Source organism: Martinezella lusitana, from assembly GCF_900094565.1.
Classification (GTDB): Bacteria; Pseudomonadota; Alphaproteobacteria; order Rhizobiales; family Rhizobiaceae; genus Rhizobium; species Rhizobium lusitanum.
Window position 1 is genome coordinate 70626 of sequence record NZ_FMAF01000003.1, and the last position, 22483, is coordinate 93108.

Sequence of the window (22483 nt, forward strand, 5' to 3'; positions counted from 1 at the left end):
GCGAGAATGGCAAGATGAACTTCTCCGCCTGGTCCATCCGAAATCCGATCGCCCCGCTCCTCGGCTTTTTCCTGCTGATGGTTGTGGGCGCGCACGCCTTCTTCAATCTGCCCATCACGCGCTTCCCGAACATCGACGTGCCTGTTGTCAACGTCACAGTGACGCAGAGCGGCGCCTCGCCTGCCGAGCTCGAAATGCAGGTGACGAAGGAGGTCGAAGACGCCGTTGCCGGCATCAACGGCATCGACGAGATACAATCGACCGTCACCGACGGCCAATCGCAGACCGTCGTGATCTTCCGCCTGGAAGTGCCGACCCAACAGGCCGTTCAGGATACCAAGGACGCCATCGATCGCATCCGCGGCAATCTGCCGTCCACGATCGATGAGCCCATCGTCTCGAAGGTCGATGTCGAAGGCCAGGCGATCCAGAGCTTCGCCGTCTCCTCGCCGAACATGACCCTTGAGGAAATGTCCTGGTTCGTTGACGACGTTATCAAGCGCGCGCTGCAGGGCCAGGCGGGTATCGGCCGCGTCGATCGCTACGGCGGCGCCGACCGCGAGGTGCGCATCGAGCTCGATCCGAACAAGCTGAATGCCTATGGCATTACGGCGCTTTCGGTCAGCCAGCAGTTGCGCAGCACCAACATCGATCTGGGTTCCGGCCGCGGCCAGGTCGCGGGCAGCGAACAGGCGATCCGCGTGCTTGGCGACGCCCGCGAGGTCGCGCAGCTTGTCGATACCACGATCGCGCTGACCAACGGCCGCTTCGTCAAGCTCTCCGCTCTCGGCGTCATCAAGGACACCTATCAGGAGCCGAAGTCGTTCTCGCGGTTCAACAGCGCCCCCGTCGTCACCTTCGGCGTGTTCCGCGCCAAGGGCGCCAGCGAGGTAACGGTCGCCAAGACGGTTGGCGATACGCTCAACAAGGTGCGCGCCGAAAATCCGAACGTCTCTATCGAGATGATCGACGACTCCGTCTATTACACCTACGGCAATTACGAAGCGGCGATGCACACGCTGCTCGAAGGTGCGCTCCTGGCGGTTCTCGTCGTCTTCCTCTTCCTGCGGAATTGGCGCGCGACGCTGATTTCGGCGGTCGCCCTGCCACTGTCAGCGATCCCGACATTCTGGATCATGAACCAGATCGGCTTCTCGCTGAATCTCGTCAGCTTCCTGGCGCTGACGCTGGCAACAGGCATTCTCGTGGATGATGCCATCGTCGAGATCGAGAACATCGCCCGCCACATCAAGATGGGCAAGACGCCTTACCGTGCCGCCATCGATGCCGCCGATGAAATCGGCCTGGCCGTCATCGCGACGACCTTCACCATCATCGCGGTCTTCGTCCCGGTCTCCTTCATGCCGGGCATTCCGGGCCAGTACTTCATTCAGTTCGGCCTGACAGTCGCCTTCTCGGTGTTCTTCTCGCTGCTTGTGGCGCGTCTGATCACACCGATGATGGCGGCCTATCTCATGCGCGCCGAAGATGCGGTCGACGATCACCACGACAAAGACGGCCCCTTCATGCGCGGCTACAGCGCACTGGTGCGGTTGACGACCAAGCGGTGGTATACGCGTTATCCGACGCTGCTGGCGGCCTTCGCCTTTTCCATCGCCTCGGTTTTTGCGCTGATCATGTTCGTCCCCGGCAGCTTCATTCCGCCGGACGATTCATCGCGTATCGTTCTGTCAGCCGAGCTGCCGCCGAATGCACGGCTCGAGGATACGGAACAGGCGACCAACGAGATCTGCCGGCGCGTCAAGGGCATCGACGGCGTTGAAAACGTCTTCGTTCTCGGCGGTGCTTCGCCGAAGGGCGATTTGGAGCTTCGCCGCGCGACCGTGACGCTGACACTCGGCAAGCTCGACCAGTCGCTCGTCAAGAAGCTGGTGAACGACGTCCTCGGCTCGCTGCCAGTCATCGGCCCTCACCTGCCGAAGGTCACCGTGCATGGCCGCGAGCGTCCGCAATGGGATGTGGAAAAGGAAGTCTTCGCGAAATTGCGTTCGATACCTGACGTCCGCATCACCAAGCTCAACGACCGTGGCGACCGCGACCTCACCTACAACTTCCTCTCCCGCAACGAGAAGGATCTGAACCAGGCGGTCGGCATTCTCGAAGCCAAGTTACGAACCGATCCTGCGCTCGCCAACGTCAGCGCCGACGGCGCCCTGCCGCGTCCCGAACTGCAGATCTATCCGCGCAAGGACGAAGCCGCACGCCTCGGCATCACGCCGCAGATGATTTCCGATACGGTTCGTGTGGCCACCATCGGCGATATCGACGCGTCGCTTGCGAAGATCTCGCTCGACGATCGCCAGATACCGATCCGCGTCCAGGCTTCGCTCGGCATGCGCCGCGATCTGGCGGCGATCCGTGCCTTGCGCATCAAGACCGCCTCAGGCACCACCGTGCCGATGTCGAGCGTCGCCGACATCGATTATACCGAGGGCCTGTCTTCGATCAAGCGCAACAACCGCTACCGCGTCGTTTCCATCGGCGCGGACCTGCCGCAGGGCGTGGCGCTGGATACGGCATCGGAGCATTTCCTCGATATCGTCAACAGCGCCAAGATCCCGGCAACCGTGCATCTGGCCGAAAGCGGCGACACCAAGGTCCAGAAGGAAATGCAGCAGAGCTTCGGCAATGCCATGCTGCTTGGCCTACTGCTGGTTCTGACCGTGCTGGTGCTGCTGTTCAAGGACATCATCCAGCCCTTTACCATTCTGCTGTCGCTGCCACTGGCGATCGGCGGCGTGGCGCTGGCACTCATCCTGACGGGCAATGCCCTGTCCATGCCTGTGATGATCGGCATTCTCATGTTGATGGGCATCGTGACCAAGAACGCCATCCTGCTCGTCGATTTCGCCATCGAGATGATGCATCAAGGCATGCCGAGGCTGGAAGCCGTCGTCGAGGCCGGCCGCAAGCGTGCGCGGCCGATCATCATGACCTCGATCGCCATGTCGGCCGGCATGCTGCCGTCCGCGCTCGGTGTCGGCGAAGGCGGCTCCTTCCGCGCGCCGATGGCGATTGCGGTGATCGGCGGCATCATCGTGTCCACCGTCCTCAGCCTGGTGGTCGTGCCGTCCTTCTTCTTGATCATGGACGACCTCTCGCGCCTGCTCGGCTTCCTCTTCGGCAAACTGGTCGGCAAGAAGGACGCGGATGATGAAGTCGTGACCAAGGAAAGCCTGGCGACTGCCGTCAATGAAAACCGACAGTCGCTCGCCGCCTTGGAAGAGCGACTGGAGGTCATCGAGAACAGGGATGTCAGGGGTCGCAAGGCGACCGGTACGAATGTGCTGAAGCTGCCGCCGTTCGCCGCCGAATAGCGGTCGGCTCGACCTGGCGAAACCGATAGGTGACGGGACGGCCTAAAGGCCGCCCTGTTCCTTCAGGAAGCTGACGATCGTACCGACGCCCTCTCCCCGCTTCATGTCGGAAAACACGAAAGGACGAGCCTGGCGCATGCGCGTGGCATCGCGGTCCATCACCTCGAGATCGACCTCGACGAAAGGCGCCAGATCCTTCTTGTTAATAACGAGCAGGTCCGATTTGGTGATGCCGGGGCCGCCCTTGCGCGGAATTTCCTCGCCCTGGCACACAGAAATTACGTAGATGGTGATATCGGCGAGATCGGGCGAGAAGGTCGCGGCCAGATTGTCGCCGCCGGATTCGATGAAGACGACGTCGAGATCCGGAAGCCGCTCGTTGAGGCCGGCGATAGCCTGCAGGTTGATCGTCGCATCCTCGCGAATGGCGGTATGCGGGCAGCCGCCGGTTTCGACGCCGACGATGCGATCCGACGTCAGCGCCTGCATCCGCACCAACGCCTCCGCATCTTCAGTCGTATAGATGTCGTTGGTGACGACGGCGACGGAATAATCGTCGCGCATCGCCTTGCACAGCTTTTCCGTCAGCGCCGTCTTGCCCGAACCGACGGGGCCGCCGATACCGACACGCAAAGGTCCATTTCTCGATTTCATGCTGGAAACTCCAATAAAATAGCAGCATAGCGAAGCGTCGGCCTGCCGCACAGCGGCGAATGACGTAGGGCGTGCCTCGATTGTAGCATTTCCCCAAAGACGCGGATCATGAGCGAAAGAGCCGCGTCTCCTGGGTTTCATGACGCAGGCTTGCAATGTCGGCGTGCACAGTCGCAGCGCCAAGATCATCGAGATCGGATTGCGCTACCCGTTTCGCCACGTCGGCGATGATATCCTCCAAGGCGGCCAGGATCGCAACGCCATCCTTCTGCCCGGTCACGCCGAGCCGGATGCCGGCCGAAAGCATCTGCGACGCAAGGGCATGCAGGAAGGCGGCTAGTGTCTTCTCGATGGATATCTCGTGTGCGGCGGCTACCGCGCCGACTGCGACGGGATATGCAGTCTTTGCCGGCAGCATCGAAAATATCCCGTGCGGCCAGGCGCCGGCGGCCGACAAAAAGGCGTCGCCGAGCAGCATCGTTTCATTGTGGCGCTCTTTCGAGCCCGCCAGCGCTTCTGCAAGTTCCGCTACCGCGGCAAGCCGCAGCGCATCCTCGCCGGCATGATGTGCCTCGGCAAGCAGGACGGCATCATTCCAGACAGGGCCATGCTGGATGAGGGTCGCGATCCAATCACGCAGGCTCTTGCTATCGTGAACCAGCCCGTCATGCACCGCACGCTCGAGCCCACCGGAATAGGCAAAGGACCCCACCGGAAAAGCCGGCGACAGCCAAGCCATCAGCCGCAACAGCGCCTGCAGATTGCGATCGTCCGCTGCCATCCCCTCGCTCATCGGCGTTCAATCGTGCGAATGGTGATCGTGCCCATGATCGTGATGATCGGCATGGTCATGCGAATGGCCGCCATGGGAGTGGTAGGCACCGCGAGCAGGCTGGAAAGGCTCACTGACTTCCGTGACCGTCGCGCCGAGCCCTTCGAGCATGGAACGGATCACATGATCGCGCAAAATCAGGATGCGTTCCTCTTCGATCTGCGCCGGGAGATGGCGATTGCCAAGATGCCAGGCAAGCTCGATCAGATGCCTGCGATCACGCGGCTTGATTTCGAAAAGCTTCTCATTCGCCGCAACGATCTCGATCAACTCGCCGTCCTCGCGCACCAGGAGGTCGCCATTGGCAAACAGGACCGGCTCTTTCAGGTCGAGCATGACCATGTCGCCGTTTTCGAGATGCAGCAGCTTGCGGCGCAGATGCCGCAAATCATGCGGCAGGACGACACGATCGATCGGATTGGAGGACGGCGTGCCGGCCGGCAGATAGGAGGTAACATGTTGCATGGCGGGTCCAATTCAAAGCTTTGTCAGACCATGCAAAATAGTCGCTTCCGGCGCAAGCGCCAATGCCGCTTTCGCAAAGCTCTATATTCGTTGCGCGTAGCGCTTCGGTTCCACATGCTCCGCCGTGGCTTCGCGCTTCTGGTCGGTTGCAGAACGATGCCAGACGTGGTTCAGCCGTTCGTATTCGTGGACCACGCGGTTGCGGCCAAGCGTCTTGGCGAGATAGAGCGCCTTGTCGGCTGCCGCATAAACGGCTTCCGACTTGCGGTCCTTGCCTATGTCGGCGATTCCCGCGGAAATGGTGATCTTCACCGAACCACCTTCGACGGCGATGGGATGATTGGCGATCTCAGCCCTGATGCTCTCGATGCGGGCAACGCGTTCAGACGTGTCGCCGCCGTGAACGATGGCGCCGAATTCCTCGCCGCCGAGACGAGCGATCACGTCCTCGCCGGCAAAGACATGCGCAAATATCTGCGATACGGCAACGATGACGGCATCGCCGGATGCATGTCCGAAGCGATCATTGATCGTCTTGGACCGATCGACATCGAAGATGACGAGTGACGCACCTTCGGCGGCCTGATCCAATGCTTCGGTAAAGGCACGACGATTGAGCAAGCCGGACAGCATGTCGGTGCGGCTCAGCCGCTGGAACTCGGCGCGGGAGACGGCAAGCTTGTGAATCGAACAACCTGCCAGCGCCGCCAGCGCGCCGGAAACGGTACCGCCGACGATCCATGCCAAGAGGACACCGAGACGCATCGCCTCCGAAATCGGCACTGGCAAGAGATCGAACCACTGCAGCACGGGCAGCATTACAAGCATGATCAAAAGTGACATGATGACGGCTGCAAAACTCATCTTTAACGCGAAAATATAGATCGCACGCCGCCGCTGAAAATTACCGAGATCGGCTTGCAGCGAAATCCATTGTCTCATGCGATTCACCTTCCTCAGCCACCATTTCAATCATGTGAAATAGGGGTGAAGACGCTTCCAGGTCTTTAATGTAACGATTAAAATGCGTGGTATTTCCCAAGTTGTGAACAATCAGAAATGGCCGCCGACATCATCGCTTTCGCAAGTCGAAAAGCGATGCGCAAAGTTGCCGCCACAAGCCTATGATAACGCAGCATTAAGTACGCGGAGCTGAAAAAGCCCCGGAAACCGGGGCTTTTTCAGCTGCCAATGATCGGCCGTCAAAAAACCTGTCAGAACAGGAAATAACGCTGCGCCATCGGCAGCACCGTCGCCGGCTCACATGTCAGAAGCTCGCCATCGGCGCGAACTTCATAGGTCTCGGGGTCCACCTCGATATGCGGCGTCAGGCTATTGTGGATCATCGACGCCTTGGAAATGCCACCGCGCGTGTTCCTGACGGGCAGGAGCGTCTTGGCAATGCCGAGCTTGCCGGCAAGACCTGCATCGAATGCAGCCTGGGAGACGAACGTCACCGAGGAATTCGTGCGATTCTTGCCATAGGCACCGAACATCGGGCGATAGTGCATCGGCTGCGGCGTCGGGATCGAGGCGTTCGGATCGCCCATCGGTGCAGCCGCTATGGAGCCGCCGAGCAGGATCATCTCCGGCTTGACGCCGAAGAAGGCCGGGTTCCAGATCACTATATCGGCACGCTTGCCGACCTCGATCGATCCCACCTCGTGGCTGACGCCATGGGCGATGGCCGGGTTGATCGTATATTTGGCGATGTAGCGCTTCACGCGGAAATTGTCGTTGTCGCCGGTCTCCTGGGCCAGGCGGCCGCGCTGACGCTTCATCTTGTCGGCGGTCTGCCATGTCCGGATCGCCACTTCGCCGACGCGGCCCATGGCCTGGCTGTCGGACGAAATGATCGAGAAGGCGCCGATATCGTGCAGGATATCCTCGGCTGCGATCGTCTCCTTGCGGATGCGGCTTTCGGCAAAAGCGATATCCTCGGGGATCGATGGCGACAGGTGATGGCAGACCATCAACATGTCGAGGTGTTCGGCGATGGTATTAACCGTATAGGGGCGCGTCGGATTGGTCGAAGACGGGATGACGTTCGACTGGCCGCAGATCTTGATGATGTCGGGCGCATGCCCGCCGCCCGCGCCTTCCGTGTGGAAGGCATGGATGGTACGACCCTTGATGGCACCGATCGTATCCTCGACGAAGCCACTTTCGTTCAACGTATCCGTGTGAATCATCACCTGCACGTCATATTCGTCGGCAACGCTCAGGCAGCAGTCGATCGCCGCCGGCGTGGTGCCCCAGTCCTCATGCAGCTTCAATGAGCAGGCACCACCGAGCACCATCTCCTCCAGAGCTGCCGGCAGCGAGGCATTGCCCTTGGCCGAAAGGCCGATATTCATCGGGAAGGCGTCGAAGGCCTCGATCATGCGCGCCAGATGCCAGGGTCCCGGCGTGCAGGTGGTCGCCAGAGTGCCATGCGCCGGCCCGGTGCCGCCGCCGAGCATCGTGGTGATGCCAGACATCAGCGCTTCCTCGATCTGCTGCGGGCAGATGAAATGGATGTGGCTGTCCATGCCGCCGGCGGTGACGATCTTCCCCTCGCCCGCAATCGCCTCGGTGCCCGGCCCGACGATGATGTTGACACCCGGCTGGGTATCCGGATTGCCGGCCTTGCCGATCGCGACGATGCGGCCGTCCTTCAAGCCGATATCCGCCTTCACGATCCCCCAATTATCGAGGATCAAAGCATTGGTGATGACGGTGTCGACGGCGCCGTTCGCGCGCGTCACCTGGCTCTGCCCCATGCCGTCGCGAATAACTTTGCCGCCACCGAACTTCACTTCCTCGCCATAGGTGGTGAAATCCTTTTCCACCTCGATGAACAATTCGGTATCGGCCAGCCGCACCTTGTCGCCGACGGTCGGTCCGAACATGCTGGCATAGGCGGCGCGGGAAATCTTATAGGGCATGAATCAGTCTCCTTCGGAGGCAGAGATAAGGTTCGTATCGGCGAGGCGCTTCAGGCGGCCCCGGGACACATAGCCGTCCACCAGCCGCTTCTCGGCGGCAAAGGGATGGCCGTCCCAGCCCGTATGGCTGAAGCCGGTAATGGCGATATCGTCGTCGGGGTGGTGCAAGAGTACGTCCGCGATCACGATCATGCCGCTGCTCGGCGCCACATAGGCGCCGGGCTCGTAGGCCGCCAGCGCCGCATCGACGCTGTCATGGACGGACCGGTCGATCACGACATGACGCTTGCCCGTCGCATGGCAGAAGGCGGTGAATTGATCGGTATAGTCGTCGCAGAAATCATCGAGTTCCGGATGCGACAGCGCCAGCGGCGCACGCAGGGCAGCGAATTTACCGGGATCGCGCACGCTCCAGATTTCGGAGGCGGAGGCGACGGCTGGGCTCTTGCGCCATTCGGCCGAACCCAGCATGGCGCGCGCCGGCCGGCCGGTATTGCAAACCGCGACGACATGGGTCCGGCTGCCGCCGGCACCCATGGAGCGGCAATCGTTGAAGCGGATCACCAGATCGGCGGCGTCGATCTCTTCCGTGACCCCTTCCGCAATCTCACCGTTGCCGACGATCATGATCGTGCGCTTCGCGCTCACTGCGCGCCCTCCGATCCATCTGCCAGCACCTTCAGCTCCTTGGTCCGCTGCTGCGTCAAAGTCGTCTTGCAACCGGAAACGAGCAGCGGCTCCATCGTTCCGCCCCGGGCTTCGAAACCTTCCGCCTCGCACTGGCTGTCACGGAAATCGATCCAGGCGCGCTGTGCCTTCACCAATGCCTTTTCCGCGCCCTTGATATCGGCGTCGAGGTCGGCATCTATCGCGACCATGGCGGTACGGGTCTTCTTGTATTGCTCGTTCAGCGCCTTGTCGGCCCTCTGAAAATCGAGGGCGGCGCAGGTGTTCATATCCGTCTGCGTCTGGGCATTCTTGCAATCGATTTTCGGTTGATCCGCGTCGCTTTGCGCAAACGCCTGACCGCACATCAAAACCGCCGCAACAAACGGACCGAATGCAACCAATTTCAAAGACATGTCGCTCCCCCGCGAGCCTAGAGCTTGCCCATGACCTGCTGCCGAAAGCCATAGACTTCGCGCTTGCCGGAAAGTGGGATGAGCGTCACCGAGCGCGTCTGGCCCGGCTCGAAACGCACCGCGGTGCCGGCGGGAATATCGAGCCGCATGCCCTTCGCCCTGTCGCGATCGAAGGATAGGCCGCCGTTCGTTTCGGCAAAATGATAGTGGCTGCCGACCTGCACCGGCCTGTCGCCGGTATTGGAAACCTCAAGCGTTACTGTGGGTGCACCGACATTGAGTTCGATATCGCCGCTTGCGGCAATGATTTCGCCTGGGATCATGGTCTTTCTCCTTATGCAGCCCGGACGGGCGCACAGCCTTCCGCTTTCAGAACACGTTTGGTCGACGCAGGATATTTGGCGAGCAACGCCGCCGGGCGAATGGGACGCTGAACGAGTTCGCCGCCGCAATTCGGGCAGATGCCGCCGAGAACATTACCGACGCAATTAACGCAGAACGTGCACTCGAAGGTGCAGATCATCGCATCAAGGCTTTCCGGCGGCAAATTCCGGTCGCAGCATTCGCAATTGGGTCTGAGTTCCAGCATCGCAACCTCAGCGGATTGGTTCGTGCACGGTCACCAGCTTGGTTCCATCCGGAAACGTCGCCTCGACCTGTACGTCATGGATCATCTCGGCAATGCCCTCCATCACCTGATCGCGGGTGATGACGTGGGCGCCGGCCTCCATCAGCTCGGCAACCGGACGGCCATCCCGCGCGCCCTCGACCACGAAGTCGGTGATCAGCGCGATGGCCTCGGGATGATTGAGCTTGACGCCACGCTCCAGCCGCCGCCGCGCCACCATTGCCGCCATGGAAATCAGCAGCTTGTCTTTTTCTCTCGGAGTGAGGTTCATCGCCTACCTATGTAATTGCTGTTTTCTCGGACTACAGGTTCCAGACTTTCGGCACTGGCGCTCCGTTGCGCAAGGCGGAAATGATCGGGATCAGGATTTTTCTGAGCGCGAAACCATCGGAGGCCGCAAGCCGCACCACGAGCTTCTCTCTCCAGTGGCTGACGCCTCCCATATGGCTTTCGACAAGCGGCCGGACCTGGCGCAGATAGGTTTCCGCCAGCGGTCCGGCATAAAGCAGCGTCGCGAAGGCGACCTGGCCGCTGAGCACGGCATTCTCGGCCGTCAAAGCCGCAATATCGCCACCAAGCCTCAGTTCCTCGGCATGGATCAGGCGCCCGTCGCGGCGGATGCGCCAACGATCACGGAACAGCCCCTGCACCATCGTCTCGCCCATTGCCTTCCGTCCCAGCAGAATCGCCTCAACGGCAAGAAATTCGGCTGTTTCGTCAAGCTCGACATGCAGCTTGCGAGACAGCGAGGCGCGGTCGAACAGGATGGTTTCCTGCGGCAGCCAATCGACGCGCGCGCCGGCACCGACCCTGATTGATGTCTCCACCACGGCGCTATCGGCCGAAGCCTTGTAGATCTTCTCACAGGCCTGGGTGGTCACGTCAATGCGCGTGCTAGGCCCGGCAACGACGCTCCAATCCATACGGTCACCGCCGGTGAGCCCGCCGGCGGTATTGATGATGACCGCTTCCATGGAACTGTCGAAAGTCTCGGGCAACCGGATCTTCGCCGCTCCTTCCTGGTAAAGCTCGGCAAGACGCGTGCGACCGCCAAGCGACTTGGCCGCCAGATGGCCGCGACCTCGCGCCCTCTGCGGTCTCGTGCTCGCCGCTGCCATTGCCATTCGGTCTCTCCGCTCAACACACCATGCCAATACCCAGGCATTGAAACCCGGCAGGGAATAAACGCAAGCAATTTCTGTGCCTTATGCAATCGCCTGCAATGGCGATCTGCAATAGGCGACGCCCGCTGCATTTTTCACCAGACGCTGAAAAGAAAGGCATTCGCCTCAGACGGTCAGATGTCTGCGGGCTTCAGGTGTATCCAGCGACTCCGCCAGGCCCTCATGCACGATCTCGCCGCGATCCATGATGTAGACGTAATCGGCAAGCTCGCGGCAGAAATCGAGATATTGCTCGACCAGCAGGATCGCCATACCGGTGGAATCCCTGAGATAGCGGATCGCCCGGCCGATATCCTTGATGATCGATGGCTGAATGCCCTCCGTCGGTTCGTCCAGCACCAATATTTTCGGCCGCGTCACCATGGCCCGCCCGATCGCCAGTTGCTGCTGCTGCCCGCCGGAAAGATCGCCGCCCCGTCGCGACAGCATGGATTTCAGCACCGGAAACAGGCTGTAGATGTCGTCAGGGATATTGCGGTCGCGGCGAGAGACCGGCGCGTAGCCGGTCTCCAGATTTTCCTTCACGGTCAACAGAGGAAAGATCTCGCGGCCCTGCGGCACATAGCCGATGCCCTGCCTGGCGCGGGTAAAGGGCGCCATGCCGTTCAGCGTCACGCCGTTAAAGGCGACCGTGCCAGCCGACAGCGCATGCTGGCCGGTGACGGCGCGCAACAGCGAACTCTTGCCGACGCCGTTGCGCCCAAGGACACAGGTGATCTTGCCCATCTCGGCCTTGATGGAGATGCCGCGCAGCGCCTGTGCCGCGCCATAATGCAGATTTGCGTTTTCGACTGTCAGCATCTCACCGCCCCAAATAATTCTCGATCACCTTCGGATCGTTACTGACGAAATCGATCGAACCCTCGGCCAGCACCGAGCCTTCCGCCAAACATGTCACCTTGACGCCGAGGTCGCGGATGAAGCCCATGTCGTGCTCGACCACGACGACCGAGCGCGTCTTGGCGATCTCCTTCAGCAAGACCGCTGTCTCCGCCGTCTCCGCATCGGTCATGCCGGCAACGGGCTCGTCCACCAAGAGCAACTTCGGCTCCTGCGCGAGCAGCATGCCGATCTCCAGCCATTGCTTCTGGCCGTGGGAGAGATTGGCCGCGAGTTCGTCCCGGCGATGCGACAGGCGCACCGTCTCGAGGATTTCGTCGATGCGGTCGCGATCTGCCGGCGTCAGGCGATAGAACAGCGTCGCGAAGACGCCGCGATTGCGGTTGAGCGCCAGTTCGAGATTGTCCCAGATGGTGTGGCTTTCGAAGACGGTCGGCTTCTGGAATTTGCGGCCGATGCCGAGCTGGGCGATATCGGCCTCGTCCTTCTTGGTGAGGTCGACCTGGCCGTTGAAGAACACCTCGCCCTCGTCGGGCCGCGTCTTGCCGGTGATGATATCCATCATCGTGGTCTTGCCGGCGCCGTTCGGGCCGATGATGGCGCGAAGCTCCCCCGGCTCGATGACGATCGACAGCGCATTCAGGGCCTTGAACCCGTCGAACGAGACCGAGACGTTGTTGAGGTAAAGCATGCTGTTGGGCTTGATATCCGGGATCATGGTCTCACTCCGCCGCCTGTACGGGCTTGCTGGCTTCGTCTTCCGCGGCTTTGGGCTGCGGGCTCTCCGGCTTGCGCCCTCTGCCGATGTAGGGAGCGATCGTTCCGACGATGCCCTTGGGCAGGAACAGCGTCACCGCGACGAACAGGCCGCCGAGCGCAAACAGCCAGAAGCTCGGGAACAGGCCGGTGAAAACCGTCTTGCCACCATTGACGAGGATGGCGCCGATGATCGGGCCGATCAGCGTTGCCCGGCCGCCAACCGCCGTCCAGATGACCACTTCGATCGAGTTGGCCGGTGCGAACTCGCCGGGGTTGATGATGCCGATCTGCGGCACATAGAGCGCGCCGGCAATGCCCGCCATCATAGCCGATACCACGAAGACGAAGAGCTTCATGTGCTCGACGCGGTAGCCGAGGAAACGCGTGCGGCTTTCCGCGTCGCGCACGCCGACCAGCACCTTGCCGAACTTCGAGCGCACGATGGCCGAGGACAGCATCAGCGCCAGCGCCAGGATCAGCGCTGTGATGGCGAAGAGCACGGCACGCGTGCCGTCGGCCTGAATGTTGAAGCCGAGGATATCCTTGAAGTCGGTCAGACCGTTGTTGCCGCCAAAGCCCATGTCGTTGCGGAAGAAGGCGAGCAGCAGGGCATAGGTCATCGCCTGCGTGATGATCGACAGATAGACGCCGTTGACGCGTGAGCGGAAGGCGAACCAGCCGAAGATGAAGGCAAGCAGGCCGGGTGCCGCCAGCACCATGATCATGGCGAACCAGAAATGGTCGAAGCCGTACCAGAACCATGGCAGTTCCTTCCAGTTCAGGAAGACCATGAAATCAGGCAGGATCGGGTTGCCATAGGTGCCGCGTGAGCCGATCTGCCGCATCAGATACATGCCCATCGCATAGCCGCCGAGCGCGAAGAAGGCGCCGTGGCCGAGCGAGAGAATGCCGCAATAGCCCCAGACGAGGTCGAGCGCCAAGGCGAGCAGCGCATAGGTCAGATACTTGCCGAGCAACGACATCAGGTAGGTCGGCACATGCAGTGCGCTGGTTTCCGGCAGAGCCAAGTTCGACAGCGGCACGAGGAAGGCGACGGCGATCAATATCGCGATGGCGATGCTGATGCGGCGGTCGAGCGAGCGCAGGATGAAGGCCGTGATCATGCTTCCACCGCCCTTCCCTTGAGCGCAAACAGACCGCGCGGTCGCTTCTGGATGAAGAGGATGATGAGGACGAGCACGAGGATCTTGCCGAGCACCGCCCCCGCATAGGGTTCAAGGAACTTGTTGAGAATGCCGAGCGAGAAGGCGCCGACCAGCGTGCCCCAGAGATTGCCGACCCCGCCGAACACCACGACCATGAAGCTGTCGATGATGTAGCTCTGGCCAAGGTTCGGCGAGACGTTGTCGATCTGCGAGAGCGCGACACCCGCCATGCCGGCAATGCCGGAACCCAGAGCAAAGGTGAAGGCATCGACCCAGGGCGTGCGAATGCCCATGGAGGAAGCCATGCGCCGGTTCTGCGTCACCGCCCGCATCTGCAGGCCGAAGGCGGAACGCTTCAGCAGCAACAGCAGCGCCACGAAGACACCGAGCGCGAAGACGATGATCCAGAGACGGTTCCAGGTGACGGAGAGATAGCCGAGATCGAAAGAGCCGGACATCCAGGAGGGATTGCCGACTTCCTGATTGGTCGGCCCGAAGATAGAGCGTACCGCCTGCTGCAGGATCAGCGAGATGCCCCAGGTGGCAAGCAGCGTCTCCAGCGGCCGGCCGTAGAGAAAGCGGATGACGCCGCGCTCGATGACGAGGCCGATGGCACCGGTCACGATGAAGGCGACCGGCAAGGCGATCGCCAGCGACCAGTCGAAGAGTTCCGGATAGGATGTGCGGATGACGCTCTGGACCATGAAGGTGGAATAGGCGCCGAGCATCACCATCTCGCCATGCGCCATGTTGATGATGCCCATGACGCCGAAGGTGATGGCAAGGCCGATGGCCGCCAGAAGCAGCACCGAGCCGAGCGACAGGCCGTACCAGACGTTCTGCAACGCATCCCAGAACTTCAACTGTTCCTGGATGCCGGCAATCGCGGCAGCGACGTCCGGCTTGAGACTGTCATCGACGGAAACGGAGGAGAGGATGCCGATGGCATCACGGCCACCCTCAACCTTGATCGTCTCGATTGCGGCCTTTTTGTCTTCCACAGGGCGATCGGAGCTGAGCACGGCAACAGCTCGTGCCCGTTCAAGAGCGACACGAATTTCTGCGTCCTTCTCGTTCTGCAGCGCCGTCTCGACAGCCTCCAGCGAATCCGCGCTCGGCGATTTCAACACCGATTGCGCCGCCTCCAGGCGGACACCGCGATCCGGGCTCATCAGCGTCAAACTGCCGAGAGCCGCACGAACGGCGCGGCGGAGACTGTTGTTGATCTTGATCTTGCCGAGATTGTCCTGGGCTTCCTGCCCGGCCGCCTGCCCCGTAAGTGGGTCCACCAGGGCCATCGCATCGCCGGAGGACTTGGCGATGAAGACCTGGTTGTCGGATTTCCTGATATAGAGATCGCCATCGGAGAAGGCCTGCAGTGCCGGCACGACCTTGGGGTCGCCGGTCTTTGCAAGATTCTGGACGATTGCAGCGGCCTGCTGGAAATTGGCCTGACCGAGCGAATTGATGAGGCCGTGAGCATCCTCCTGGGCTCGCAGGCTCGTGGCCGTTAGCGCCAGCACCAGGCAGAAGCAGGCGACGAGCGCCAAAGCCATGCGGTAAACGAATTTGTCGAACATTGCGCTTGTCCCCTCAAGCTGCCACGGGCAGAAAAGCCTGCCCGCGGCGGTCTTGCGTTACGGCGGCGAAAATCAGGAACCCTTGCCGCCGCACTTGCCGGTGGAAACGTTGAAGTTGCCGCAGTTCATCGGCATGCGCCAATCCGAGATCAGATCCTTGCTGTCGGGCAGATAATCGGACCATTCCTTGCCGACCACGGCAGGGGTCTGCGAAACGACGTCGAATTGGCCGTTCTCCTGCACTTCGCCGATCAGAACCGGCTTGGTGATGTAGTGGTTCGGCATCATGGTGGCGTAGCCGCCGGTGAGGTTCGGAACCGAGACGCCGACGAGTGCATCGATGACCTTATCGGGATCGGTCGTGCCGGCCTTTTCGACGGCCTTCACCCACATGTTGAAGCCGATATAGGCGGCTTCCATCGGGTCGTTCGTGACACGCTTGTCGTTCTTGGTGTAGGCGTGCCATTCCTTGATGAAAGCGGCGTTGGCGGGCGTGTCGACGGACTGGAAGTAGTTCCAGGCGGCCAGATGTCCCACAAGCGGCTTGGTGTCGACGCCGGCCAGTTCCTCTTCGCCGACCGAGAAGGCGACGACCGGGATATCTTCGGCCTTGACGCCCTGGTTGCCCAGTTCCTTGTAGAAGGGCACGTTGGCATCGCCGTTGATGGTCGAGACGACGGCCGTCTTCTTGCCGGCTGCGCCGAAGGCCTTGATCTTCGAGACTTCCGTCTGCCAGTCGGAGAAGCCGAACGGCGTGTAGTTGATGATGATGTCTTCGTCCTTGACGCCCTTGGACTTCAGATAGGCTTCGAGGATCTTGTTGGTCGTGCGCGGATAGACATAGTCGGTGCCTTCGAGCACCCAGCGCTGCACGCCTTCGTTCTTCATCAGGTAGTCGACGGCGGGGATCGCCTGCTGGTTGGGAGCAGCACCCGTATAGAAGACGTTGCGCTCGGACTCTTCACCTTCGAACTGAACCGGATAGAACAGGATCGAGTCCAATTCCTTGAAGACGGGCAGAACCGACTTGCGCGATACGGAGGTCCAGCAGCCGAAGACAGCCGAGACCTTGTCCTTCTGGATCAACTCGCGGGCCTTTTCGGCAAAGAGCGGCCAGTCGGAAGCCGGGTCGACGACGACGGGCTCGAGCTTCTTGCCGAGAACGCCGCCCTTCTTGTTCTGCTCGGCGATAAGCATCAGCATGGCGTCCTTGAGCGTCGTTTCCGAAATCGCCATGGTGCCGGAAAGGGAATGAAGGACACCGACCTTGATGGTGTCGTCGGCGGCAAAGGCGCCGTGGAATGCGGTGGTGGACATGATGGCGCCAAGCAGCGCGCCGGAGACGAGAGTCTTCAGTTTCATTTGTGGTTCCCCTCTTTTGTCTGCCGCAACGGCCGGTAACGAAGATTAACCGTTGCCTTCCGCGACTATCCGGCAGCCCCTGGGGAAACCACATACGTAATATGACGTAGGCGCCGGGGCGAAATGTGCAGTCTATGGTGCTCTCATGCCCTTAAGCACGGTATCGATCCATGTTACGACATTTCTGGACTGCCGGAATACGATGGGCAGGACTGCTAAAGGGTAAGCATGGCTGCGCGGCAACGCATCATTCCTGTGAGACGCGAGTATAACCGCTGGGTCGCGAACCAGACGCTGGAAGACTACGCCCTGCGTTTCACCGCCAAGAGCGCCCGGCAATTTTCCTCGCAACGCATCTCGCAGACGGCGATCGGCGCCATCTCGTTCCTGGCACTGGAGGCGATCGGTGGCGCGATCACGCTTTCCTACGGCACGACAAACGCCTTCTACGCCATCGTCGTCGCCAGCATCGTCATGCTGGCGATCGGGCTGCCGATCAGCCGCTATGCCATCCGCCACGGCGTCGACATCGACCTGCTGACGCGCGGCGCAAGCTTCGGCTACATCGGCTCGACCATCACATCGCTGATCTATGCCAGCTTCACCTTCATGCTGTTTGCGATCGAAGCATCGATCATGTCGGGCGCACTGGAGCTGACGCTCGGCATACCCCTGTGGATCGGCTACATCATCAGCGCCGTCATGGTGATCCCGCTGGTGACCTATGGTGTGCGCCTGATCAGCCGGTTCCAGCTGCTGACGCAGCCCTTCTGGATCGTTCTCAACATCCTGCCCTTTGTCTTCATCGCCTTTTCCGACTGGGGGAAATTCGATCTCTGGCGGGCTTTCGCCGGCATTCATCACGCATCGAGCGCGCCTGGAAGTGCTGCACCCTTCGATCTCGTGGAATTCGGCGCCGCCTCCGCCGTCATTCTGGCGCTGATGTCGCAGATCGGTGAGCAGGCCGATTTCCTGCGTTTCCTGCCGCCGGAAGGGCACCGCAAATGGCGCCATCGCCTGGCGATCTTCCTCGCAGGCCCCGGCTGGGTGATCATCGGCGCGCCGAAGCTGCTGGCCGGCTCGTTCCTCGTCGTCTTGACCTTGACCTCAGGCGTGCCAGCCGATCGTGCCGCTGATCCCGCCCAGATGTACCTCACCGCCTTCGGCTACATGATCCCCTGGCACAATGCCGCGCTGCTCCTCATGGCGGCTTTCGTCATGGTCTCGCAGCTGAAGATCAACGTCATGAACGCCTATGCCGGCTCGCTCGCCTGGTCGAACTTCTTTTCGCGACTGACGCACAGCCATCCCGGCCGCGTCATCTGGCTGGTCTTCAACGTCGCCATCGCCCTGCTTTTGATGGAGCTCGGCATCTACCGGCTGCTGGAGGAGACGCTCGGCATCTTCTCGATCATTTCCATGGCCTGGCTCTGCACGATCTCCGCCGATCTCTTCATCAATAAGCCGCTCGGGCTGGCGCCGCCGGGTATCGAATTCAAGCGCGCGCATCTCTATGACATCAATCCGGTCGGCCTCGGCGCCATGGCACTGTCAGCGACGATCTCGCTGATCGCCCATTTCGGCGCTTTCGGCGCGGTCGCCGCCTCGCTTGCGCCCTACATCACCCTGATCGTCGCGCTCATCGCCTCGCCTCTTCTCGCCTGGGCCACCAAGGGCAAATATTATCTGGCCCGCAAGCCGCGCCAGAGCTGGAAGAATCTCTCGACCATCACCTGCTCGATCTGCGAACATCCCTTCGAGCCGGAAGACATGGCCTGGTGCCCGGCCTATGCCGCGCCGATCTGCTCGCTCTGCTGCTCGCTCGACAGCCGCTGCCACGATATGTGCAAGCCGAAAGCACGGCTCAACACGCAAGTCGGCACCGTCGCCAAGACGCTTCTGCCCGAAAGCATCGTCGCCAGGCTCGCCACGCGTCTCGGCCGCTACGGCATCGCCGTCGCCGTGGCATTGACCGCCGTCGGCGCCATCCTGGCGATGATCGCGCATCAGGTCGGCGCCGCCTCGCCTGAAACGGCTGTCGTGGTCAACCGCACCATCCTCATCGTCTTCTTCGTCTTCGCTGTCATCGCCGGCGTCGTCTGCTGGTTCTACGTGCTTGCCCATGACAGCCGCGTGGTGGCGGAGGAGGAATCCTCGCGCCAGAACACGCTTCTCTTGAAGGAAATCGCCGCGCACAAGAAGACGGACGCCGCCCTCCAGAGCGCCAAGGAAGTGGCGGAAGCAGCAAACCGCGCCAAGAGCCGTTATGTCGTGGGTCTCAGCCACGAATTGCGCACGCCGCTCAATGCCGTGCTCGGCTACGCCCAGATCCTCGAGCGCGACGAGACCATTCCGGCACCCCGCCAATCCTCGCTGAAGGTCATCCGCCGCAGCGCCGAGCATCTGTCCGGCCTGATCGACGGGCTGCTCGACATATCGAAGATCGAGGCCGGCCGCCTGCAGGTCTATTCCAACGAGATCAACATCCACGACTTCCTCGACCAGATCGTCGACATGTTCCATCCGCAGGCGCACGCGAAAGGACTGGCCTTCATCCATGAGCGCTCGGCCGCCCTGCCCGACTATGTCCGCACCGACGAGAAACGCCTGCGGCAGATCCTCGTCAACCTGCTGTCCAATGCCATCAAATTCACCGATGCGGGCACTGTTCGCTTCGAGGTCGGCTACCGCAACCAGGTCGCCACCTTCACCGTTTCGGATACGGGCCGGGGCATCACCGAAAAGGATCTCACCCGCATCTACGAGCCTTTCCAGCGCGGCGAGGCCGACAGCGTAAGGCCCATGCCCGGCCTCGGCCTCGGCCTGACCATCACGCAATTGCTGACGAATACGCTCGGCGGCGAGATCTCCGTCGCCAGCGAGAAGGACAAGGGCTCGACATTCCGCGTGCGCCTGATGCTGTCGGCCGTGCTTCGCCCGATGAAACCACCGCCACAGGAGCAGCGCATCGTCGGTTATGAGGGGCCGCGCCGCACCGTCGTCGTCGTCGATGACAATGAAGACCATCGCGAGTTGATGCGCGAAGTGCTGTCACCGCTCGATTTCATCGTGCTGACCGCTGCCGGCGGTCCCGATTGCCTGACGCTGATCGAAGGCATCAAGCCGGACCTTTTCCTGGTCGATATCTCCATGCCCGGCATGAACGGCTGGCAGCTGGTCTCGCGGCTGAGAGAAAGCGGCCAGACCGCGCCGATCCTGATGCTGTCGGCCAATATCGGCGATGCCGCCGCCGCAGCCGATAGCGACGACAGCCACAATGACGCCGTCTCCAAGCCCATCGACATCCGCCAGCTTCGCGACAAGCTTGCCCTACATCTCGGCCTCAAATGGGCCTATGCCGACGCATCGGCCCCGGTCGCCCCGAAACCGCCGCCGCCCTTGAAGAGCCCGGGGATGGAGCATGTGCACGAATTGATGCGGCTGGGCGAGATCGGCTATGTCAGAGGCATCGAGGCAAAACTTTCCGACCTCGCCAAGCTGGACGAAAACAAGCCCTTCACCGACGCTTTGCGCACCTATGTCCAGGCCTTCGATCTTGGGGGCTTCCTGGAAGCACTGCGTACCTTCGACAACGAAAAGGTAGAACAGATTGGCTGAGCCCACCCTGCCCCGCGATATAGTCTTGCTGGTGGACGATTCGCCGGAGGCGCTCGGCTTCCTGACCGATGCCCTCGAACAATCCGGCTTCTCGGTGCTGATCGCGACCTCGGGATCGGCGGCGCTGAATATCGTCGAGCGCATCACGCCGGACCTCATCCTGCTCGATGCCGTCATGCCGTCGATGGATGGTTTCGAGACCTGCCGCCGGCTGAAGGCCAATGCGGGCATCGCCCAGATTCCCGTCGTCTTCATGACCGGCCTCACCGAGACCGAGCATGTGGTGCACGCACTGGAATCCGGCGGCGTCGATTATCTCACCAAGCCGATCAATGTCGACGAGTTGCGCGCCCGCATCCGCGTTCACCTGCGCAATGCCCGCTCTGCCCAAAGTGCGCGAGTGGCGCTCGATGCCGCAGGCCGCCATCTCCTGGCGGTCAAAGGCAATGGTTCGATCCATTGGTCGACGCCGCAGGCGACACGTCTCATCAACGCCGCCACCGGCAGCGACGACGGCCTCGATCTCGCGTCGAAACACATCGCTGCCTTCATGCTCGAACGCGAACGGCTCGGCCCGGCGCGCGACAACATCGTTTCGATCAGCAATGGCGGTCAGGCCGCCCTCCAATTCGCCTTCCTCGGCGCCATCGGCCCCGACGAATACCTGTTTCGCCTGACGGCCACCAATCAACGCGCCGACGACGAGATCCTGCGCCAGCACTTCTCGCTGACGCAGCGCGAATCCGAAGTGCTGCTATGGATCGCCAAGGGCAAATCGAACCGCGACATCGGCGAAATCCTTGGGCTTTCAGCCCGCACGGTGAACAAGCATCTGGAGCAGATCTACGTGAAGCTCGGCGTCGAAAACCGGGCGTCCGCCGCCGTCAAGGCCGCTCATGTGCTGCACGAGATCTAGATGCGATCACCCTTCTCCTCGTATTGCGGGGCGAAGGGGCTAGACCACCCGATCTGGCGGCTCGCGCCCCGCAAAGAAGGCGATGATGTTGTCCACCACCTTCATGCCCATTGCCGTGCGCGTCTCTTCGGTGGCGCTGCCGAGATGCGGCAGAAGCACCACGTTGTCCATCGCTCTCAACCGCTCCGGCACGTTCGGTTCCGCCTCGTAAACGTCGAGACCGGCACCGCGGATCGTGCCCAGCTCAAGCGCCGAGATCAGCGCTGCCTCATCGACGACATCACCGCGCGCAGTATTGATCAGGAAGGCGCTCCGCTTCATTGCGGCGAAACGGGCGGCATTCATCAGGTGATGGTTTTCCGCACCGCCGGGGCAATGCAGGGAGACGAAGTCGGAGACTGCAAGCACATCCTCCACCGTCGGCAATTGCATAGCGCCATAGCGCGCGGCTTCCATCGGATCGATGGCGGAGCGACTATGGAAGACGACATCCATGCCGAAACCGAAATGGCAGCGCTGCGCGAACGCCCTGCCGATGCGGCCGAAGCCGATGATGCCGACGGTCTTGCCGGTAACCTTGGTGCCGACCAGATGTGTGGGCCGCCAGCCGGTCCACGCGCCGGCGCGCAATTCCCGCTCGCCCTCCCCGCCACGGCGGGCGACGGACAGCAACAGCAGCATGGCGATATCGGCTGTGCAATCCGTCAGCACGCCGGGCGTATTGGTGACAACGATACCCTTCGCCCGGGCTTCGGCGATATCGATGTGATTGAAGCCGACACCGAAATTGCCGAGGATCTTCGTCCTGATCGCATCACCCTCGAAAAGGGCTGCCGGAAGCTTGTCGGAAACGGTCGGCAGAACCGCATCATAAGCCCGCAGCGCCTCGTGCAGGTGCCCCGCATCAAGAGCAATGTCATCCTTATTCAGCGTGACGTCGAAGCGCTCTGAAAGGACCGCTTCGACCGTAATGGGCCAGCGTCGGGTAACGAGAATACGGGGTCTGCTCATGCTGCACCTCCTCCTGTCGATATCGGGCAGGCTTAAAGCAGGTTCGCCGCGAAGAAAATGGCGATCCTCTGCCGGCAACAATGAAAAAAGCCCGGCCAATGGCCGGGCTCCTCAGATCGAA

Annotated in this window: 20 protein-coding genes; 3 read left to right on the top strand and 17 right to left on the bottom strand. The window is 61.5% G+C overall.

Going from position 1 to position 22483, the window contains the following annotated elements; genetic code table 11:
- Nucleotides 1-14: 14 nt before the first annotated feature.
- Entirely contained in the window at nt 15-3338 is a 3324-nt protein-coding gene (locus GA0061101_RS06655) for an efflux RND transporter permease subunit (RefSeq protein ID WP_092573302.1), read from the top strand.
- Between the two features lie 42 nt (nt 3339-3380).
- Here the strand turns inward: GA0061101_RS06655 and ureG are convergent, their stop codons facing one another.
- From ureG to urtA, 16 genes are all read right to left on the bottom strand, one after another.
- Complete coding sequence (gene ureG / locus GA0061101_RS06660) at nt 3381-3992, bottom strand: urease accessory protein UreG (RefSeq protein ID WP_037195171.1); 612 nt, start codon at nt 3990-3992, stop codon at nt 3381-3383.
- A 106-nt stretch (nt 3993-4098) separates the two neighbouring features.
- A complete protein-coding gene (locus tag GA0061101_RS06665) occupies nt 4099-4773 on the bottom strand; it encodes an urease accessory protein UreF (RefSeq protein WP_376774229.1) in 675 nt (224 codons plus the stop codon).
- A gap of 18 nt (nt 4774-4791) precedes the next feature.
- Nucleotides 4792-5289, bottom strand: a complete 498-nt coding sequence (ureE, locus tag GA0061101_RS06670) for an urease accessory protein UreE (RefSeq protein ID WP_037195175.1) — start codon at nt 5287-5289, stop codon at nt 4792-4794.
- Nucleotides 5290-5370: 81 nt separating this feature from the next.
- Nucleotides 5371-6231: a GGDEF domain-containing protein gene (locus tag GA0061101_RS06675; protein ID WP_092573303.1), complete on the bottom strand. Its 861-nt coding sequence runs from the start codon at nt 6229-6231 to the stop codon at nt 5371-5373.
- Nucleotides 6232-6503: 272 nt separating this feature from the next.
- Entirely contained in the window at nt 6504-8216 is a 1713-nt protein-coding gene (ureC, locus tag GA0061101_RS06680; protein WP_037195179.1) for an urease subunit alpha, read from the bottom strand.
- Between the two features lie 3 nt (nt 8217-8219).
- Entirely contained in the window at nt 8220-8843 is a 624-nt protein-coding gene (locus tag GA0061101_RS06685) for a hypothetical protein (protein ID WP_037195435.1), read from the bottom strand.
- A 17-nt stretch (nt 8844-8860) separates the two neighbouring features.
- A complete protein-coding gene (locus GA0061101_RS06690) occupies nt 8861-9298 on the bottom strand; it encodes a lysozyme inhibitor LprI family protein (protein WP_037195182.1) in 438 nt (145 codons plus the stop codon).
- A gap of 17 nt (nt 9299-9315) precedes the next feature.
- Nucleotides 9316-9621: an urease subunit beta gene (locus GA0061101_RS06695; protein WP_037195184.1), complete on the bottom strand. Its 306-nt coding sequence runs from the start codon at nt 9619-9621 to the stop codon at nt 9316-9318.
- A gap of 11 nt (nt 9622-9632) precedes the next feature.
- Nucleotides 9633-9887 carry a DUF1272 domain-containing protein gene (locus tag GA0061101_RS06700; protein WP_037195186.1) on the bottom strand — a complete coding sequence of 85 codons (255 nt, stop codon included), beginning with the start codon at nt 9885-9887 and terminating at the stop codon, nt 9633-9635.
- A gap of 7 nt (nt 9888-9894) precedes the next feature.
- Complete coding sequence (locus GA0061101_RS06705) at nt 9895-10197, bottom strand: urease subunit gamma (protein ID WP_034503828.1); 303 nt, start codon at nt 10195-10197, stop codon at nt 9895-9897.
- A 31-nt stretch (nt 10198-10228) separates the two neighbouring features.
- Entirely contained in the window at nt 10229-11050 is an 822-nt protein-coding gene (locus GA0061101_RS06710; protein ID WP_037195190.1) for an urease accessory protein UreD, read from the bottom strand.
- Nucleotides 11051-11215: 165 nt separating this feature from the next.
- Nucleotides 11216-11911, bottom strand: a complete 696-nt coding sequence (urtE, locus tag GA0061101_RS06715; protein ID WP_037195192.1) for an urea ABC transporter ATP-binding subunit UrtE — start codon at nt 11909-11911, stop codon at nt 11216-11218.
- Between the two features lies 1 nt (nt 11912).
- A complete protein-coding gene (gene urtD / locus GA0061101_RS06720) occupies nt 11913-12668 on the bottom strand; it encodes an urea ABC transporter ATP-binding protein UrtD (protein WP_092573304.1) in 756 nt (251 codons plus the stop codon).
- Between the two features lie 4 nt (nt 12669-12672).
- Nucleotides 12673-13833, bottom strand: a complete 1161-nt coding sequence (gene urtC, locus GA0061101_RS06725) for an urea ABC transporter permease subunit UrtC (protein WP_037195196.1) — start codon at nt 13831-13833, stop codon at nt 12673-12675.
- Complete coding sequence (gene urtB, locus GA0061101_RS06730; RefSeq protein ID WP_092573305.1) at nt 13830-15455, bottom strand: urea ABC transporter permease subunit UrtB; 1626 nt, start codon at nt 15453-15455, stop codon at nt 13830-13832. The genes urtC and urtB overlap by 4 nt, the downstream gene beginning before the upstream one ends.
- A gap of 72 nt (nt 15456-15527) precedes the next feature.
- Complete coding sequence (gene urtA / locus GA0061101_RS06735; RefSeq protein WP_037195197.1) at nt 15528-16817, bottom strand: urea ABC transporter substrate-binding protein; 1290 nt, start codon at nt 16815-16817, stop codon at nt 15528-15530.
- A gap of 228 nt (nt 16818-17045) precedes the next feature.
- Between urtA and GA0061101_RS06740 the strand changes: the two genes are divergently transcribed.
- Both GA0061101_RS06740 and GA0061101_RS06745 read left to right on the top strand, forming a co-directional pair.
- Nucleotides 17046-20435, top strand: coding sequence for a hybrid sensor histidine kinase/response regulator (locus GA0061101_RS06740; RefSeq protein ID WP_092573306.1), 3390 nt, complete (start codon nt 17046-17048; stop codon nt 20433-20435).
- Complete coding sequence (locus GA0061101_RS06745) at nt 20428-21351, top strand: response regulator transcription factor (protein WP_037195201.1); 924 nt, start codon at nt 20428-20430, stop codon at nt 21349-21351. Before GA0061101_RS06740 ends, GA0061101_RS06745 begins: the two co-directional genes overlap by 8 nt.
- A gap of 39 nt (nt 21352-21390) precedes the next feature.
- On the opposite strand, the gene GA0061101_RS06750 is transcribed toward GA0061101_RS06745, so the two are convergent.
- On the bottom strand, nt 21391-22362 hold the full coding sequence (locus tag GA0061101_RS06750; protein ID WP_092573307.1) for a 2-hydroxyacid dehydrogenase: 972 nt from the start codon (nt 22360-22362) through the stop codon (nt 21391-21393).
- Nucleotides 22363-22483: the final 121 nt, after the last annotated feature.

Bases quoted from the DNA above. Each gene is read 5' to 3' on its own strand.
- GA0061101_RS06655 (WP_092573302.1), top strand. From the start codon at position 15: ATGAACTTCTCCGCCTGGTCCATCCGAAATCCGATCGCCCCGCTCCTC.
- ureG (WP_037195171.1), bottom strand. From the start codon at position 3,992: ATGAAATCGAGAAATGGACCTTTGCGTGTCGGTATCGGCGGCCCCGTC.
- GA0061101_RS06665 (WP_376774229.1), bottom strand. From the start codon at position 4,773: ATGGCAGCGGACGATCGCAATCTGCAGGCGCTGTTGCGGCTGATGGCT.
- ureE (WP_037195175.1), bottom strand. From the start codon at position 5,289: ATGCAACATGTTACCTCCTATCTGCCGGCCGGCACGCCGTCCTCCAAT.
- GA0061101_RS06675 (WP_092573303.1), bottom strand. From the start codon at position 6,231: ATGAGACAATGGATTTCGCTGCAAGCCGATCTCGGTAATTTTCAGCGG.
- ureC (WP_037195179.1), bottom strand. From the start codon at position 8,216: ATGCCCTATAAGATTTCCCGCGCCGCCTATGCCAGCATGTTCGGACCG.
- GA0061101_RS06685 (WP_037195435.1), bottom strand. From the start codon at position 8,843: ATGATCGTCGGCAACGGTGAGATTGCGGAAGGGGTCACGGAAGAGATC.
- GA0061101_RS06690 (WP_037195182.1), bottom strand. From the start codon at position 9,298: ATGTCTTTGAAATTGGTTGCATTCGGTCCGTTTGTTGCGGCGGTTTTG.
- GA0061101_RS06695 (WP_037195184.1), bottom strand. From the start codon at position 9,621: ATGATCCCAGGCGAAATCATTGCCGCAAGCGGCGATATCGAACTCAAT.
- GA0061101_RS06700 (WP_037195186.1), bottom strand. From the start codon at position 9,887: ATGCTGGAACTCAGACCCAATTGCGAATGCTGCGACCGGAATTTGCCG.
- GA0061101_RS06705 (WP_034503828.1), bottom strand. From the start codon at position 10,197: ATGAACCTCACTCCGAGAGAAAAAGACAAGCTGCTGATTTCCATGGCG.
- GA0061101_RS06710 (WP_037195190.1), bottom strand. From the start codon at position 11,050: ATGGCAATGGCAGCGGCGAGCACGAGACCGCAGAGGGCGCGAGGTCGC.
- urtE (WP_037195192.1), bottom strand. From the start codon at position 11,911: ATGCTGACAGTCGAAAACGCAAATCTGCATTATGGCGCGGCACAGGCG.
- urtD (WP_092573304.1), bottom strand. From the start codon at position 12,668: ATGATCCCGGATATCAAGCCCAACAGCATGCTTTACCTCAACAACGTC.
- urtC (WP_037195196.1), bottom strand. From the start codon at position 13,833: ATGATCACGGCCTTCATCCTGCGCTCGCTCGACCGCCGCATCAGCATC.
- urtB (WP_092573305.1), bottom strand. From the start codon at position 15,455: ATGTTCGACAAATTCGTTTACCGCATGGCTTTGGCGCTCGTCGCCTGC.
- urtA (WP_037195197.1), bottom strand. From the start codon at position 16,817: ATGAAACTGAAGACTCTCGTCTCCGGCGCGCTGCTTGGCGCCATCATG.
- GA0061101_RS06740 (WP_092573306.1), top strand. From the start codon at position 17,046: ATGGCTGCGCGGCAACGCATCATTCCTGTGAGACGCGAGTATAACCGC.
- GA0061101_RS06750 (WP_092573307.1), bottom strand. From the start codon at position 22,362: ATGAGCAGACCCCGTATTCTCGTTACCCGACGCTGGCCCATTACGGTC.